Raw genomic sequence first — 16,347 nt, 5'->3', positions numbered from 1 at the left:
AGGCCCAAAGACAATGCGAGACGGCTGGGACCGCCTCGCCGCAATCCTCGAAGGTTATCTGCTTGCAATCCAAAGCATAAAACCGGGAATCCCATAGCCCCGCTGGGGAGAGGTGACTCACACCAGCCATTTGAGTCTGATGAGTCTGATCCTTCGTCGCGCCGCCGACATATTCCGACCCGCGGAACAACGCCGCCTCCGTCACCGGAGGCGGCGTTTTTATTTCTCCCGCCTCGGCCAAACTTTGTGTACCAATGGCGGTAAGGACGCTCCGTTCAAAATCGTTCGACAAGGGAGAAACACATGCGTGAAGCCGTCATCGTTTCCTATGCGCGCACCGGCCTGGCCAAGTCCGGCCGCGGCGGGTTCAACATCACGCCGCCGATGTCGCTCGCCGCCCACGCCATCCAGCACGCGGTGAAGCGCGCCGGCGTCGAAAAGGACTATGTCGAGGACTGCTATCTCGGCAATTGCGCTCATGGCGCGCCGAACATCGGCCGTCAGGCCGCGCTGCTCGCCGGCCTGCCGAAGTCCACCGCCGGCGTGTCGGTGAACCGCTTCTGCTCCTCGGGGCTTCAGACCATCGCGATGGCTGCCAACTCGATCCGCTCCGACGGTGCCGACTGCATCGTTGCCGGCGGCGTTGAGAGCATCTCGATTCCGGGCGGCGGCTCGCCGAAGGAATCGATCGATCCGGAATTGCTCAAGGTCGCCCCTGACATCTTCATGGCGATGATCGATACCGCCGACATCGTCGCGGAACGCTACAAGCTCAGCCGCGAATATCAGGACGAGTTCTCGCTGGAATCGCAGCGCCGCATGGCCGCGGCGCAGCAGGCCGGCAAGTTCAAGGACGAGATCGTCCCGATGAAGACCAAGATGAAGGTCGTCGACAAGCAGACCAAGGCGGAGTCGATCGTCGATTACGTCGTCGATCGCGACGAGTGCAACCGGCCCGACACCACGATGGAGGGCCTTGCCAAGCTCGAGCCGGTGAAGGGCCCCGGCAAATACGTCACCGCCGGCAATGCCAGCCAGCTCTCCGATGGCGCCGCCGCCGTGGTGCTGATGGAAGCCAAGGACGCCGAGAAGCGCGGCCTCAAGCCGCTCGGACGCTTCGTCGCCTGGGCGACCGCGGGCTGCGAGCCCGACGAGATGGGCATCGGCCCCGTGTTCGCGATTCCGAAGCTCTTGAAGCGCACCGGGCTCAAGATCGACGACATCGATCTATGGGAGCTCAACGAGGCCTTCGCCAGCCAGTGCCTGTATTGCCGCGACAAGCTCGGCATCGATCCCGCCAAGTACAACGTCAACGGCGGCTCGATCGCGATCGGGCATCCCTTCGGCATGACCGGCGCGCGGCTCACCGGCCATCTGCTCCAGGAAGGGGCACGCCGCAAGGCCAAGTGGGGCGTGGTGACGATGTGCATCGGCGGCGGCCAGGGCGGCGCCGGCCTGTTCGAGATCTATCACTGAGACTTCGAGATCTATCACTGAGACCAACGCAAGCATTGTGTAGGGCACGGCGCGACAAGCGCCGTGCCCTTTCGTTTGAGCGACAGCATGGCAGACCTGGTTCCTGCAACCGAAGGCTTTATTCCGGCTGGTTTGGAAATCTTCACGGTGTCGGGCGTTTACGCGCGAAGGGGCAAGCGGAGGAGAAACGCTCATGCGAACGACAATGGCAGTCATCCTTATCGCGGCCCCGCTGATGGCGGGGCCGGCAATCGCGCAGCAGGCAACACCTAACCAGAACGTGCAGAGCGAGGCGGACAAAGGCCTCAAGACGCAGAATTCCGGCGCCTCGGGCTACGTTGGAGAGCAGGACAAGCCGGGCTCGGCCGCGACCGCGCCGGGAGATCACACGCGCACGGACAGCAGCAGCGGTGTCGCTACCGCGCCCAGCGCGCAGAACTCGGGGACGGGTATCGCTGGGGCTCCCGGCAACAAGAACGGTCCTCCCGCTCGCACCGGAACGGTTGGCTCAAATTCGCAAAACCCGACCGTCCAGCAGCAGGATACCTCGAACATCAAGGGCTTGCCGGGCAACAAGAGCGGCCCGCCGGCCAAGCGCTGAGAGCGGCGTGAAGGAGGGCCGGTCCGTTGGAACCGACCCTCCGCAGAATGCCCACTCACGCCTTCGCCAGCGCCGGCGCGAACACCACTTCGATCAGCGTGCCGGAATTGCCCGCGCTCTTGATGTTGAACTGGGCGCGGTTGGCTTCGACCAGCGCCTTGGTCAGCGATAGGCTGAGCGCGGAGCTGTCCGCGGCATCGCCAGGCGGCGGAGTGCGGAACGGCTCCATCGCGGCGGCGACTTCGCGTTCGCTGAGGCCATGGCCGGTGTCGCGGATGCGCAGCGCGATCTCGCCGCGATCGGTCAGCGCGGTCGAGACGATGACCTGGCCGCCGGCGCTCGCAAGCCGGATCGAGTTCGAGATCAGGTTCACGGTGATCTGCCGCATTGCGCGCGCATCCACCGTGACCTGCGGCAGCGCATGCGCCAGCGAGGTGCGGATGATGATGCGCTCGCGATTAGCCTGCGGCTGCATCACCACGACGCAGGCCTCGACGAGGTCGTTGAGATTGAGGTTGGCGAAATTGAGGTCGAGCTTGCCGGTCTCGATCCGCGACAGCTCCAAGAGATCGTCGATGATCGCGATGACGCGCTCGCCGGAGGCGCGGATGTCCTTCATGTATTCGCCGTAGCGCTCGTTGCCGAGCGCGCCGAAACGCTCGGAGATCATCACCTCGGCGAAGCCGATGATGGCGTTGAGCGGGGTGCGGATCTCGTGGCTGATCCGCGCCAGCATGTCGGCCTTGGCCGTCGCTGCGCCGTCGGCGAGACGGCGGGCCCGCGTCAGCTCGCTCTCGCCCTTCTTGCTCTGCGAGAGATCGCGGAACACGGCGAAGAAGTTCGGGCCGTCCGGCCGTGTGCGGCCCATGATCATCGCGAGCGGAATGACGCCGCCCTTCTTCTCGCGGCCCAGCACCTCGCGGCCGTGGTCGAGCAGGCTCGCAATGTCCTGGCTCTTCAGGCTTTCGAGATAGTCGGCGACGATCTGCTGGCTCTCAGGGGCGAACAGCGTCGCCAGATTCTGCTCGAGCAGGGCTTCACCGTCATAGCCGAACAGCGCCTCGGCGCTGCGGTTGCAGGCGTGGATGTTGCCTTCCGCATCGAACATCACGATGCCCTCGGCCGTGGTGTCCAGGATCGCGGCGAGATCCTCGGCGTCGGCATCGCCGGCCGTGGGCTCGAGCTCGGGCGCAAAGGGCAAGGATTCGGAGACAATCGTCTCGGCGATATCGGGCGCGGCGACCATTGGCGCAGCCTGCGCCAGCGCGCAGATCAGCGCATGCGCGCTCTCGCCGTCCCAGTCGATCGTGTGCAGATGCGCTTCCGTGGTCGCAAGCGGCGCTTGGCCGTTCGCGATGGCCGCGCTGATCGTCACCGGCGTGCCTGCTTGCGACGTGCTGCTGGCCGCAGACACGCCCGGCTCGACATAGAGCGCGTCCAGCCCGCCGGCATCCTCGAGCGCGCTCAGGTCTTGATAGCCCATGCGCGCGAGGAAGGCAGGGTTGGCGTAGAGCAGGCGGTCGAGGCGATAGATCAGGATGCCGGTCGGCAACAGGTCGAGCAGCGCGCGGTCGCGCGCGGGCTCGCCGCGTGCCGGCGGCGCCGGCTCGGTCAGCCATTCGGCCGCAGCCTGCGGCGCCTCGGGCCCAGGCGCGGGTGGTTCGGGCGCGATCTCGGCGGCCGGCGGCTCGGACGTGTCGGCGGCGATCGTCTCGCGGTCGCGCTCGAGCCGCTCGGATAATTGCCGGGCGAGCTCGTTGAACGCGCTGTTCTCGACCGGCGTCAGCGTCGGCGAGCGTGCATCGCCATGCGGGCGGAACGGCACGACATTCGGAGGCGGCGTTTCCACTGGCGTTTCCGGATCGGTTGGATGTGAATTCGCGTCGGGTGTGGGGTCGGGCAGTTCGGCTTCAGCCTCGGGCGCAGGCGGCGCGATCGGCGGAGGCGGCGTCGCTGCCTCGGCCTCCGGCTCCGGCTCGACGCTTTCGGCGGACAGGCCGTGCTGCGCCGGCGCTTCGGCCAGCCGCTCGAAGCGGCGGAGCGCCTCGAGCCGGTTGAGGCCGTCAAGATCGCGGCAGACGCCAAAGCCTTTGAAGCCGGCGAAATTCCGCTCCCGATCGTAGATCGGCAGGCCCGCGAGCTCGACCGGCAGATGCTCGCCGCCATCGGCGGGCCAGTTCACGGTGATGCCGGCCCAGGTGTCGTGGCTCTCGAGCGCCTCTGCGATGCGCCCGTCGGGATCGAGCGCAAATTCCGCGGCGATCTCGCGCCAGGGGCGGCCGAAGCCGGCGGCGGTGTGCGGACCGATGAGACGGATGAATTCGTCGGAGCGAAGCACAAAGCGTCCCTCGGCATCCATCTGCCAGAGGAAGCGCAGCGGATGCTGACGCGGTGCGGGCGTCTTCTCGTGGCCCGGCGGCGGCTCGACCATGCCGATAGTGATCGGCGCCGGCCGCGGCGACACAATGGCCTGGGCGCAGTTTTCAACCGGAGTTTTGGCCGCGGCCTCCGCGGTCTGCTCGGGCGCCGGTTCTTGCACGGCCTCCACGGCCGCTTCGCTCACGGCCGGTTCGGGCGCGGGCGTCGTCGTCGCGGCTATGTCGGATGTTTCGATCGGCTCAGCGAAGGCGTCGAACAATGCGATCCCGGCCTCCGCATCCAGCGATGACGGCTCGTTCGTCATTGCGGCGTCCTGCGCCGCTTCGACCGGGGTTTCGGCAGCAGCGTCCAATACGCTTTCGGGCGCAGACGCTGCGGACGCCTGTTGCGCGGCGCTGGGCTCGATCAGCGCGACAAGGCCGACATCGGCGCCCGTGCCGACCCGTTGCAGCACCATCTGGCCGATGCCGATCGGCGTCGCGGCGCGGCCGCAGGTCAGCGCTTCGCTGCGGGCCCGGTCGAGGCCCGCTTCGCCGAGATCGCGAAAGCCGAGGAGAGAACGGGCGGCCTCGCTGGCGCCGACGAACAGGCCGTCAGGCGCGAACGCGGCCATCGGCACCTTGGCGCCGTCGACGAGACGAAGCAGCCGCTCGAGCAGCGGCATGCTGCGCAGCGACGGGTCCATCGCGGCGACGAGCACGCCATGGCTGCCATCGGCGAAGTCGAGGCGGGCGCAGGCGCAGGTCATCAGCATGCCGAGCCGGGCGCCGAAGCCGCGCAGCCGTTCGAGCCGCACAGTGCCGGTCGGCGGCAGGCTGCGGGCGAGCCGGGCAACCTGGCGGCGGTGGCTGTCCGCCGGGCCGAACGTCCGCTCCGCGAGGGCTGTGGCATGGGCCGCGCCGAACAGTTTTGCGCCGACCGGATTGGCCCAGAGCACGCGCGTGCCGTCGATCGACCAGAGCCAGGCGGGCAGCGGAGAGGTCGCGTGCACGGCCAGCCGGGGATCGCCCACGCCTCGCAACTGGAAATCCGAACTCTTCATCCGACCGGCTTTAAGTCCCGCTTGTCAGCATCGCGTTAAGGCTGCCGCGAATGACAGCCTTAAGAAAGGGTTAGTATCGCCCGCGCCCGCGCGCAGGTCCACGGCTCCGGCCCTTCGCGCACGGCCCAAAGCCGCGATAACCTTAATCCAGCCGACCCCGCAAGCCGCAGCGCCGTGGCATCCAAGGGATTCGCGGGACGACCCTCATCATCCCGGTTGACGGAAGAGACTCGCTCGTTGCCACGACGAAGGTCCGTTCCCTCCCCCCTTGTGGGGGAGGGCTAGAGAGGGGGGAGCCCAGGAAAAGGTGCCACCTGTTGATGCTGCACCCAAGCCGATGCCCTCCGGAAAGCCCCCGAGTGGGACTCCCCTGCCCCTGCCCAAGGGAGGGAACGATAGAGTGGATCTCTCTGGCTAGCCAACAACGCACCCGGCTACCTCAACCACCGGCTTCCCAATCGGGAACCTCACCCGCAGCGGGATTAAATTATCGCAACGCACCCTCCTGGCACATTGCGATGCACAATGTTGACACGATGCGCTGCCATAGTCTTGGGCGCTGGGCGAGCCATCTCATTTGTTTCGCGTTTCCAGTCTTCGTACCCGCTGAATGCGAGGGCCCAAATTGGGGCCGGCGGGCGCGCCAGAAGGCTCACTCCATTTTTTCATTTAGCGTGAGGGACAACATGACAGGTGCGACTGATCCGTTTTCTGCCTCGATCATTCCGTTCGAGGTTCCCGAGCAGATGCGTGCGTTCGCCGAAAAGGGCGTGTCGCAGGCCCGCGAGAACTACGCCAAGTTCAAGGACGCCGCCGAAACCCACAACGGCACCGTGGAAGCCGTGTTCACCTCCGCCAGCAAGGGCGCGAGCGAGTACACCGCCAAGCTGGTCGAGTTCATGAAGGCCAATACCAGCGCCCAGCTGGACTTTGCCCAGCAGCTGTTCGGCCTCAAGTCGCCGGCCGAAGTGCTGGAGCTGTGGACCGGCCATACCCGCAAGCAGTTCGAGACCTTGCAATCCCAGGCCAAGGAGCTGGTCGAGCTCAGCCAGCGCGTCGCCGCCGAGACCGCCGAGCCGATCAAGGCCAGCGCCGAGAAGTTCTACAAGCCCGCCGCCTGAAGCGGACCAGACTTGAAGTGATTGAGAAACCCGGGCCGAAAGTCCCGGGTTTTCTTTGGAACGACGCTGCGGGCGATGCGGCTTGGGTTAATCGACCTGCGCCAAGAATTCGGACGACCTCTCCCCGCTGGGGAGAGGTGAACAAGGCCCAGCCGATCGATCTCATTTTCTCGCCCTGGAGAGGGGCAAATATCGGGTTTTGCGGCCTTGCCAAAAACGCCGGTTGCACCTAGTTTCCGCCCCGTCCAGCCCCCTCGGCACCGGCCCTTACCTGAGGGCGTCCCAAGGCGCGGCTCGCCAGGATGCAGTTGTAGCTCAGTTGGTTAGAGCGCCTGTCTGTGGAACAGGAGGTCGGTGGTTCGAGCCCACCCAACTGTACCAATCAAATCAACAGTTTTGCTTTGTACCGGCTCTGTTCCCCCTGCGTGGGTACCGAATTTAGGTATCGCCGATCCGACGTTGTGCTCGCTTCAATCTTGTTCGTATTTTTCGACGTCCGCTCGCAACCGCTAGCTGTGATCGGCTATCGTACCGGCGAATACATCGTTGCGAAGGGGGCAGCATGGCTGGAGGCAAAATCGGTTTTGAGTACACAGGTATCGGTGCCCTGTTACGCAGTGGGCGTCTAACTGTGCCTCCCAACCAGCGTTCGTACGCGTGGGAAGAAGATCATGTGCTCGACCTTTTTACGGATCTCTCGGGCGCAATCAAAGACGGCGACACCGATTATTTTCTGGGAACGGTCGTCCTGACGGGCGAGGGAGTGCCGGACGTCTCTGATGGTCAACAGCGTCTGGCTACCACCTCCATTCTACTCGCCACAATACGCGATTATTTTCAGACAGAGGGAAAGCCAAAGAAGGCGCGGCAAATCGATCAAGATTATCTACGCACAATCGACTTAAAGACGGATGAAACCAAACCGCGTCTTGGCCTAAATGCTGATGATCAGCAATTCTTCATCAACAACGTCCTTCTCGACGCGGAGGAAAGGACACAGGTCGCGCCACACGAGAACTTGAGGGAGTCAAATCATCGCATCCTCCGCGCATCTCAACTCGCTCAGCAGCATATCGCAAAAATAGTCGCGCCCTACAATCCCAAGGATGCAGAGGAAATTCTTGTCCGTTGGGTCACTTTTCTGGATGAGAGCGCGAAGGTAGTAGTCGTGCGGGTGACCGACAGTGCTTTGACCTATCGCATGTTCGAGACGCTTAACGATCGTGGGCTTCGGGCTTCTCAAGCAGATTTGCTGAAGAACTATTTTTTCAGCAAGACAACTAAAATTGAGGAAGCCAATGCAAGATGGTCCTCGATTGCAGGCGCCGTAGAGTCGGTGGGCAGCGACGACCTACTCGTTACATATATACGTCATTTTTGGATAACGCAGCACGGCCCTACGAAGGAAAGAGAGCTAGCTGATAGCATCCGCAAAAAAATCTCGGGCGACCAAAAGACCCGAGACTTCCTGCGCCAGCTTGACGAAGCTGCACCCGACTACGTAGCGCTATTCAACCCCGGTCACAGTAAATGGAATAAGTATAAGGGCGTCGTAAGAACATACGTGCAGAACATCGATCAAGATTTGAAGGTCGAGCAAATCCGTCCCCTTCTATTCGCCGTGTCGAGGAAATTTTCTCCTGAGGAAGCTGTCAAAGCACTCAAGATGCTGGTCAGTTGGTCGGTCCGCTTTTTGATTTCGGGAGGAAGAGGGGGTGTTCTGGACCGCAATTACTCGCTACGCGCTCACGAAATTGGAATTGGGAAAATTACCAAAGCCAAGCAATTGCTTGCAGCGATGAAGGACCTTATCCCGAACGATGCGACCTTTGAGGAAGATTTCAAGAAGGCGAGAGTGTCACAAGCGTTTTTGGCGCGCTATTACCTCCGAACTCTCGACCGCAAAATGCGTGGCGAAGATGAGCCGGAGTATATTGCAAATCCCGAGTCCGACGTGATCAACCTCGAGCATGTGATGCCGAAAACGCCCAGCCAAGCTTGGAAGATTGATCCCGAAGTCGCGGCAGCGTGCGAGCGCCGTATTGGAAACATGGTTCTTCTTCAGGCCACCAAGAATGTTGCGGCAGGAAATTCATCCTTCTCCGACAAGAAAAAAACCTATCAGCAATCCAATTTTCTCGTCACCAAGGAGGTTGCCAAAGCTTCTGCCTGGTCTCTAGAGCAGATAAACGCACGACAAAGTAAGCTTGCCAAGATAGCCGTGAAGACTTGGCCGATAGGCTGATTATGGTCCGGTGCCAAATTCGTCGCTCGTATGTTGGTGCATAGCCTATTCCTAGTTACCGGAACGCTATTCCTGCGGCGTCCTGCAAGAGACTTCCGTTCTCCAGACGCCGGCAAAATCAATTGGAGGTTTTAACTGCGGTTAACCCCGCTCAAGTAGGCTGCGCGCCGCGAAGATAGGGCTGGGGCACCGACGCTTCATCGCGTGGCGCAAGCCGCGTTACATTCAGCATCACCAACAAGGCAATCGACGATCATCTCGAAATGGTCGTGGACGAGCTGAAAAAGGCAGAGGTCCTGAGCTTGTAGGTTGACCATTCAGTCCGCAAGTGATGAGCACTATGCGAACGCGCAATAATAGACTGGAACTAGATCGGCGGATTGAGGCGTATCTGCACGAACGCGAGCGGTCTTGGAACAAAGAGCCGTTGCTGGAAGCTCCCGCGAATATCGGCGTGGTGATTGAAGGGACCTGGCAGGAATTCAAAAGGGAGCCTGGCCGTCAAGACGCTTTTCGCAACCGCAACGTTCGGACATTTCAATCGTATCACGCCGCGATGTTGATCTACGAGGAGATGAAATATTACCGGGCCGCATTCGGCGTTGCGCGTGTACCCAAGCCGTTCCGTGACAAGCTCTGGGCCGCAGTGAGCCGCCTTTATCCTGCTGCTGACGAGTCAATCGTTTGGGATCACATCCGACTGAACCGAAGACAGCGCTGGTGATTTTAACCATTCGCGCATGATCCAGATTTACGCCAATACTAACGCGGTGTAATCTCCGCTTCTATGGAGCTCCTACAAACAAAGGAGTTCACATGAACAACCGACATGAGAGATCCGTTTCTTCCGATCACAAGGAGCGCGTAACGGTTTGGACTACGCACTCCGAATTGGGAGAAGTACTTAGAGCGCTCATCATCGCCGGAGCTACCTTCGAGTGGACGCAAACCGACGATAATGACGAGTCCTATGAGATTGTGGCTACCCTGACGGAATGATGTCCGTTCAGAACGAGGCGAAGCTCAGGTCTCGCGCAAAGCGACAGGGATATAAATTGCTTAAGTCTCGGAAAAAGCTTGGCTTGAATAACGCGGGCCAATATCAGCTAATCGATGCAAAGACGAATACCGTGGTGCTCGGCTCTGACTTCGACGCTGATCTTGATGCCATTGCTCGCTTTTTGTTAAGCCAGACAGAGTAACGCCGCCCGCCCTAGAGCGGTGTGTTCTGCAAAGGCCCGCCGTCTCTCCGGGTGCCGGGAAACTTCGGATCAACGGCGGGCCTACCTGTCGCGTCAGTGAAGGTCAATTCTGACCCCAGGCTGTCGGGGTTGTTTCTACGGACACTCGCCGACTTGTCCGTCGCCGCCTGCCGACGGCAATCATCGCAGGCTGCACCATCCCCCTCCCGGAAGCAGCTGACGGGAGGGGAAATTGTCATGCGGCTGTTGCCCTGTTCCGATCGACCACAAGGCAGAGTATTGCTTTGGGATCGGCTGTCGGACGTCGATCGATCATCTGTCCTTGTTCTTCGGCCGAAGAGATCAACGCCTCCTCCTCGGTCTCCAAGTCGTGCAGCAGGTCCTTGATCTCGCGGAGCCGATTGGCTTTCTGCTCTGCCGATAGGGCAAGGGCTGGCTTGGGCATCTGCTCAATGGCTTCGTCAATTCGCTTCATCAGCCTCTCGGGATAGAGAAAGGCCATAATCGCAGCGATATCCGGCACGGGCATTGATGCCTTTTCGTCGTAAATATCAAAGCTGATCGCGACCTCATTGTCCGTTGCCGTGATGCGTGGGCGTGCCTTTTCCGCGCGCTGCATGATCCAGTCCCGCACCTTAGAGCGGACCTCCTCGATCGGCAGCCCTGCGCGTTGGACCTGAAACTTCTCAGCGACCAGTTTGCCGATGTCGCGCCGGATGCGATCAACGGCATCGACGAAGCTCTCGCCTGCCTTAGGCCGCACCTTGGTCCGCTTTGCGTCCGAGAGGATCGCGTTGGCTGGAAGCATTTCGAGGTATCGACGGATTGCCGCGTTCACATCGCAGCATGAGCGATGCCGATCGGTATGCTCCTCTCTCCTCTCGCGGAGCAACGCAATCTCCTCCCGGATAGCATCGACCCTGTCCCCCTCCGGGTTGTTCATGATGATCCGTTCGAGTTCGCCGATCCTGCGAACCGTGGATGAGATCAGCGTCTGTGCCTGCTGCTCTGCGTCCTCCAACCGAAGGATTTTGAGCTGGGCTGCTTTCGGTAGTTTCGATCCGTCAGCCATCTGGCCCCTCCTTTTTTCGGCCCACCGCGCCGAGACGCGGCAGGCTTGGTCCTAGCTCCTCCAAGCGTTTTCTAGACGCCGGTTTCTCTGTTCAATTGCGTCCTCCACGGAGGCGAGCGGAGCTTGCTTCTCCGTGTCCTGCTGATCTGGATGACGCCAAGCGTCCTCCATCCGAGAGCACCGGGCCTGATAGGCTGCGTCCAATTGCTCTTGAGCCGGGGGCGCATCGTCTTCCCCGTCACGCAAGGTGATGATGGACGGTGATGCTGGCGCGGCATCCATCAGCCGCATGCCAACGACGAGCCTATCACCGTCAGCGATTACGCCGTCGAGCCGACGAACGCGTTTGCCGTTCTTGTCGTAAAGAATGGAGTCTTTGGTCATCGTATGCCTCTCAAGGTCAAGATGTTACTGAGCATCTGAGCACTTCGGCTCTGTCCGGGATTGTTGGTATCGATCGGTCCTCCGATCCAGCTCAAGTCCGCGACATACCGATACTTGCGGACGCCCATGGACGTGAGAACGCCAGCAACTGCGTTGGCTACGTCGTCGTGACCGTTGGGGGCGTGGTCGATGCTGTCTTTGCCGGACCTTGCTGTTCGTCTCTCAAGCCCGCAGAGCTGGTTGATCAGGCGCTGGTTATCGAGGAGATCGCACTTCCGGCTCATCATCAGAGGTAAGAATTCAGCATAAATGCTGCTCTTGGGTTTCGCGGCGTAATCGAGGGTGATCCCATGCTCCAGGAATTTCTCGCGAACCCATTCGCCGGCATAACGATCCGCGAGGAGCTTACTGATGCGGTAGGATCTCAGCAGCGTCGAATATTGCTCGACGATCGTCTCCGGAGAGAACGGAGGCTTGGCCTCTCGGATGACGTCGAGAACGGATATGCCCTTTTCCACGTGACCAATGGCCAATGTGAACGAGTCCGAGCCCGATCCGCCAGCCGCATCCGCGAACGCGTGATACTTGAACTCCGCCGTATACGGCCGTTCCCGCTCGTTCGAGGTAACGGCCTCAACGGCTTCACGAGCAATGAAGGCTTCGACGTCGGAACGGAACTGAGCCCCATACTCCGCAGCAGCCGAGACAGGATCGTCCTCGTATGCTTGAGCCAGAAAAGCCGGATCAATCTCCGGGTTCATGACGTCCGTGGAAGCCTGCCAAGACAGGACGCGAGGATCGTCCTTCCCGTGATATTGCCGATGCATGTTGTACAACACGCCGCGCCTCGAATAGGGCGACGAGGCCAGCAAGAGCATACTGCTTGGGATCGTTGCCATTCCGGGCTTGATCGCGTTAATCGTTTCTGAGTCTGGATTTGCGGATGTTTCGTCCGATTGCCAGAACGCGATTTCATCGCAGAGGGCCGCAACAACGGTGCGGCCCCGGACTGCGCGATAGGAGGACGTAGTGATCTCGATTGAAATCGAGTTGGACAATTCAAGCCCAACGTTGGTGTCCCGCTCGATCATCCGCGCGAGCATAGGGACCTTCTTGATGAAGCCCTTCACGTAGCGGAGGATAACGCGGGCCTGCTCTTTATCTGCTGCGAGAACCTGGACGACGCCAAGCTCCCCTTCGTCGAGATACTGACGATAATCGTGGAAGCAGGCCAACCAAACTGCGATCAATGCGAGGATGCGGGACTTGCCTCCACGACGCCCGATCACTAGCACAAGCTCCCGCATCTGCTGCGTCGGAACATCCTTCCGCCCCGTGCAAGCCCGATAGATCGCAAGCTGTTCCTGCGACATCGGCAAGCCAAATGCAGCACATATCCATGCTGTCCAGGCTAGCCACGATGTTGGATTGCGGAAGAAGGGCTTGAAGAGCTTGGGGTCAGCTATCGCGTCTAAGAGTGTGAGACGAGTTGATCTTGGTTGAGGCTTGAGGCGCGGTGCGGGTCTGGCATCCAGACGTTCCCGCACCAACCTCTGCTTCATTCAAGCCGTTCCCTGTGTGGACGCGGGTCCCCGCGTTCAGCATATGCAAGAGGATCGTCGTGCTCGTCGTCATCCCGATCAGGAGACGCGTTGAACAAGCCGATCTTTTTCATCAGGCGAGATTGGGTGTTGCTGAGCCGTTGGTATTCGAGACGTTCATCCAACGTCGTCGAGCCCGTCTTGACGTACTCGGCTTCCGCGTCCTCGAGCACACATTGGAGGAATGCGATGCGTCGGATGTGGTTGCGCGTCGTCTCGGAGATGGACTCGGCTCCTCCGCAATCCTCGGCATATCGATTGACGAGATCGACGAAGCGACGGCCTCGCGGGCTATCGGCAGAAATGCGCTCGGCAAATAATCGTCGGCCCGATGTGACGGCCGATCGATTGCGCCTCGATCTCTGCTTCAACGTCCCGTGCAAAGTATTTGTCCCGTGCTCGCGAATACATTCGCTCAATTTCCTGCACGATTGATACCCATCGGGCTACCTATTGCAATGCTGTCGGTAGCAACGTTGAATTTGTTGCAAAAATCACCGGGAAATTCAGCATTCAAAGCCAGATTGACGCCCTGTTTCGATAACAGGCGTTTGGCAAATCAGGGCGATCGATACGGAGGACAACAAAAGATCACGCAAGATGAGCGTGCGGGGGCCATCAAAATTGAAGTGGTCCGAGCATGTATTGCAGCGTTGCTGATGCGTAGGGCATAAGAGCAACGAAAGACAAGATGGCTCGATTTCACCTCGAGTGATCGCGTCGATATTGCTTCAGCCGTCGCTCGTCCAACAGACCTTCTTCTAGCAGGAGCTTGATCGTCGCGCGCATGTCCGATCGCACTCCCGCGATCGCAAGTCCGCTTGCGCGATAGCCCTTGCGTTCTAGCGCGTTCGAGACGTCCTTGAATGTCTCCGTGCGGAGCGTGAGCAATCGAATAGCTTTCTTCATCTCCGATCCGGACACGTCTCGGAATTCCGGTGCTCGTTTCGAGGTGGCTGCTTTCCTCTGGGAGCTGTCGGGCTTGGGCTCGGTCTGGTGCGCAGCGCGTTCCAGCCGTTCACGTCGCTTACGGCCCGGGCCTGCAAATGTGTATTCGTTGTTGTCGTTCATTGGAGTTCCCTCGGCGTTGATGTTGCGAGGGCATCGAACGATAAGCATTCTTGTCGGGCTTGGATAGATCAGGCACGGCTCTTGATGTCGAGCGGCATCCTGCTTGAGCAGCGATCCTGCTGCATTAGCGGGTCCCGGGGCCGCTATTTTGCCAGCAGCGCTGTTCCCCCAGTCCCGTGTCCGGCTGCCCTGGGACCCAAAAGGATGTCGGCTCTGGTGAGCATTGCCGACATGGACGAGACGTCTCGGGAAGGCAGGGATGGGCCAAGAGCCGACATTCACTCTCTGCGTTTCGATGTCCAAATGCTAAGAAGGCAGAAATTCTGCTGCGGATTTGCAAAGTGATGCTGCACATTCATTTCCCTCACCCCAAGCTCGCCCAGGCTATCCTTCCCTATGCCTTTGACGCCCGGGACGGTGCGCACGACGAGGCTCATCTGTTGCGCGTGTGGCGCAATGTCGCTCAGATTGCTCGATACGAGGGTGGGGACACAGAAATCTTGGTCGCGGCGACCATTCTTCACGATTGCGTTTGGATCGATAAGGCGTCGCCGGAGCGCGGCAGAGCGTCACGCCTCGCGGCAGAGCAAGCCGATAAGATCTTGTCTGTCCTCAGATGGCCGGACGACCGAAGAAGCCAAGTTTGCCATTCCATTGAAGCGCATAGCTTCTCGGCTGGTATCGCTCCGATTAGCCTTGAAGCAAAAATACTACAGGATGCTGACCGGCTGGATGCGATTGGTTGGATAGGCATTGCGCGTTGCATCTATCTTGCTGGAACGCGCAGGGCGGCAATTTATGATCCTGAAGACCCAACGGCCGTTCGACGGAAGCTCGATGACAGTTCCTACGCGCTCGACCACTTCCAAACTAAACTTTTCGGTCTTGCGGATAACTTCTGCACAGCGACGGGACGCGAGCTGGCGGCCCAACGTTCAACCCGACTTCACGAGTTTTATGACGGCCTCTTAGGCGAAGTGGGCTGCGGGGTCCGCAAGAACTCAGATTGAGCAAATCTGGTCGGCTCTATCCTGATGAGCGGACCTCCGACAGACGCGGTTCAACTTCGCAGATGGGCCAGAAGCGGACATGCTGGTGGTCAAATTCCACTAAGAAGGAGCGCAGGCGAGGCTGCGACGAGCGCTCCAACGACTAACCCCACGAAGCCCAGTCCAATGGCACCTATCCATCCATGATAATGCCACCCGTAAGCAGTGCCTATTGACGTGCCCAAGACGATCATGGAGACGGCCCAAATCACTTGGACGACGGTTTTGAGAGTTTTGAGCATTTTGCTTCGAAGGCTTACGACATGACAGAGGGTCAAGTGCTCGTCGGCTAGGTAACTAAATAGAAGGTGGTCGCCAGTGCTGTGGCGAGAACCGTCAAGCGAGTAACCGCTTTCATCATTTTCGTCATGGACGACCTTTCGATGATGAAGTTTAGCCCGCTAACGACCACAACCATGAATGCCACGAGCAACCACATAACGTCTCACCCTCTGGTAGAGTACGCCGCAATCTGTATCGGATCAAGCGTCCCAATCATTCGTTACACTTGCCCTAGCCGGGACAGCACCCAACGTAGGTCTGCTCAGGGTCAAAAGGCGGCATGGGCCGAGATCGCCATTATGTCCGCCGTTTGGTGAGAAGCTGGCTTGGGGTGAGCATCCTGCCGCGAATGGCTCTGACGGCACGCAGGACGTCACTGTGTCGGAAGGGATTATGCTGCCAGTTCGTTAGCTGGTATCCGCTTCGGATCAGCCATGCGATCTTCTGCTTTTCCAAGACGAGGGCCTGAGCCCTGTCGAGGGGCTTCCTGGTGCTGGAAAATTCGATCCGGGCTTTCTTGTCCAGCTCGGCCATGACGCGAACACTAAGGCTCTTCGTTCTCAGCTTCGCTGGGGTAAGTGAGCGGACATAGCGGAGACGATCCGAGGCGCGCCGATCGCGGCCTATCCCAACGTAGAATGGATATCCATCCGCGCGGAAGATGTAGACGAAGAACTCGCGCTTTTTCGGGTTTGCCGGTGCGGGCATATCTCGCGTCCTGCTGATCTCGCGGGTTGGCATGCGCCATGTTAAGAGGACATGTTAAGAGGACATGTTAAGAGGACATGTTAAGAGGACATGTTAAGAGGACATGTTAAGAGG

At 60.1% G+C, this 16,347-nt stretch carries 13 protein-coding genes, 1 tRNA gene and 1 pseudogene; 8 read left to right on the top strand and 7 right to left on the bottom strand.

What is annotated here, in order from left to right; genetic code table 11:
- On the bottom strand, positions 1-292 hold a 292-nt coding region (locus IVB12_RS36500; RefSeq protein WP_247307573.1), incomplete at its 3' end, for a hypothetical protein.
- Between the two features lie 11 nt (positions 293-303).
- Here IVB12_RS36500 and IVB12_RS36495 point away from each other — a divergent pair.
- Both IVB12_RS36495 and IVB12_RS36490 read left to right on the top strand, forming a co-directional pair.
- Positions 304-1,476, top strand: coding sequence for an acetyl-CoA C-acyltransferase (locus tag IVB12_RS36495; RefSeq protein ID WP_247307570.1), 1,173 nt, complete (start codon positions 304-306; stop codon positions 1,474-1,476).
- A 418-nt stretch (positions 1,477-1,894) separates the two neighbouring features.
- Positions 1,895-2,077, top strand: a pseudogene (locus IVB12_RS36490) (hypothetical protein); the annotation flags it as partial.
- Positions 2,078-2,132: 55 nt separating this feature from the next.
- On the opposite strand, the gene IVB12_RS36485 reads toward IVB12_RS36490, so the two are convergent.
- On the bottom strand, positions 2,133-5,498 hold the full coding sequence (locus tag IVB12_RS36485; RefSeq protein WP_247307567.1) for a PAS domain S-box protein: 3,366 nt from the start codon (positions 5,496-5,498) through the stop codon (positions 2,133-2,135).
- 686 nt (positions 5,499-6,184) lie between these two features.
- Here IVB12_RS36485 and IVB12_RS36480 point away from each other — a divergent pair.
- From IVB12_RS36480 to IVB12_RS36465, 4 genes are all read left to right on the top strand, one after another.
- Entirely contained in the window at positions 6,185-6,619 is a 435-nt protein-coding gene (locus tag IVB12_RS36480; protein ID WP_247307564.1) for a phasin, read from the top strand.
- Between the two features lie 304 nt (positions 6,620-6,923).
- Positions 6,924-7,000 (top strand) — tRNA-His (locus IVB12_RS36475).
- 181 nt (positions 7,001-7,181) lie between these two features.
- Positions 7,182-8,864: a DUF262 domain-containing protein gene (locus IVB12_RS36470; protein ID WP_247307560.1), complete on the top strand. Its 1,683-nt coding sequence runs from the start codon at positions 7,182-7,184 to the stop codon at positions 8,862-8,864.
- Between the two features lie 340 nt (positions 8,865-9,204).
- Positions 9,205-9,588 (top strand): hypothetical protein, encoded by a 384-nt coding sequence (locus tag IVB12_RS36465; RefSeq protein ID WP_247307558.1) that lies wholly within the window; start codon positions 9,205-9,207, stop codon positions 9,586-9,588.
- 713 nt (positions 9,589-10,301) lie between these two features.
- Here IVB12_RS36465 and IVB12_RS36460 read toward each other — a convergent pair.
- Genes IVB12_RS36460 through IVB12_RS36450 form a run of 3 tightly spaced genes read right to left on the bottom strand, consistent with a single transcriptional unit; the run spans position 10,302 to position 13,084 of the window.
- Positions 10,302-11,138 (bottom strand): hypothetical protein, encoded by an 837-nt coding sequence (locus IVB12_RS36460; protein ID WP_247307556.1) that lies wholly within the window; start codon positions 11,136-11,138, stop codon positions 10,302-10,304.
- Positions 11,139-11,189: 51 nt separating this feature from the next.
- A complete protein-coding gene (locus tag IVB12_RS36455) occupies positions 11,190-11,522 on the bottom strand; it encodes a hypothetical protein (RefSeq protein WP_247307554.1) in 333 nt (110 codons plus the stop codon).
- The gene (locus tag IVB12_RS36450) at positions 11,519-13,084 is read right to left on the bottom strand and encodes a hypothetical protein (protein WP_247307552.1); all 1,566 of its coding nucleotides are present in this window, start codon (positions 13,082-13,084) and stop codon (positions 11,519-11,521) included. The genes IVB12_RS36455 and IVB12_RS36450 overlap by 4 nt, the downstream gene beginning before the upstream one ends.
- Positions 13,085-13,143: 59 nt before the next feature.
- Here IVB12_RS36450 and IVB12_RS36445 point away from each other — a divergent pair, with 59 nt between their 5' ends.
- Positions 13,144-13,443, top strand: a complete 300-nt coding sequence (locus IVB12_RS36445) for a hypothetical protein (protein WP_247307550.1) — start codon at positions 13,144-13,146, stop codon at positions 13,441-13,443.
- Positions 13,444-13,825: 382 nt separating this feature from the next.
- Here the strand turns inward: IVB12_RS36445 and IVB12_RS36440 are convergent, their stop codons facing one another.
- On the bottom strand, positions 13,826-14,194 hold the full coding sequence (locus IVB12_RS36440; protein ID WP_247307548.1) for a hypothetical protein: 369 nt from the start codon (positions 14,192-14,194) through the stop codon (positions 13,826-13,828).
- A 344-nt stretch (positions 14,195-14,538) separates the two neighbouring features.
- On the opposite strand from IVB12_RS36440, the gene IVB12_RS36435 reads away from it, so the two are divergent.
- Positions 14,539-15,204 carry an HD domain-containing protein gene (locus IVB12_RS36435; protein ID WP_247307608.1) on the top strand — a complete coding sequence of 222 codons (666 nt, stop codon included), beginning with the start codon at positions 14,539-14,541 and terminating at the stop codon, positions 15,202-15,204.
- A 618-nt stretch (positions 15,205-15,822) separates the two neighbouring features.
- Here IVB12_RS36435 and IVB12_RS36430 read toward each other — a convergent pair.
- A complete protein-coding gene (locus IVB12_RS36430; RefSeq protein ID WP_247307547.1) occupies positions 15,823-16,233 on the bottom strand; it encodes a hypothetical protein in 411 nt (136 codons plus the stop codon).
- Positions 16,234-16,347 lie beyond the last annotated feature (114 nt).

Source organism: Bradyrhizobium sp. 179 (assembly GCF_023073535.1).
Lineage (GTDB): Bacteria > Pseudomonadota > Alphaproteobacteria > Rhizobiales > Xanthobacteraceae > Bradyrhizobium.
The sequence above is the reverse complement of the archived record's forward strand: the minus strand, read 5'-3'. Positions and strand labels throughout refer to the sequence as shown.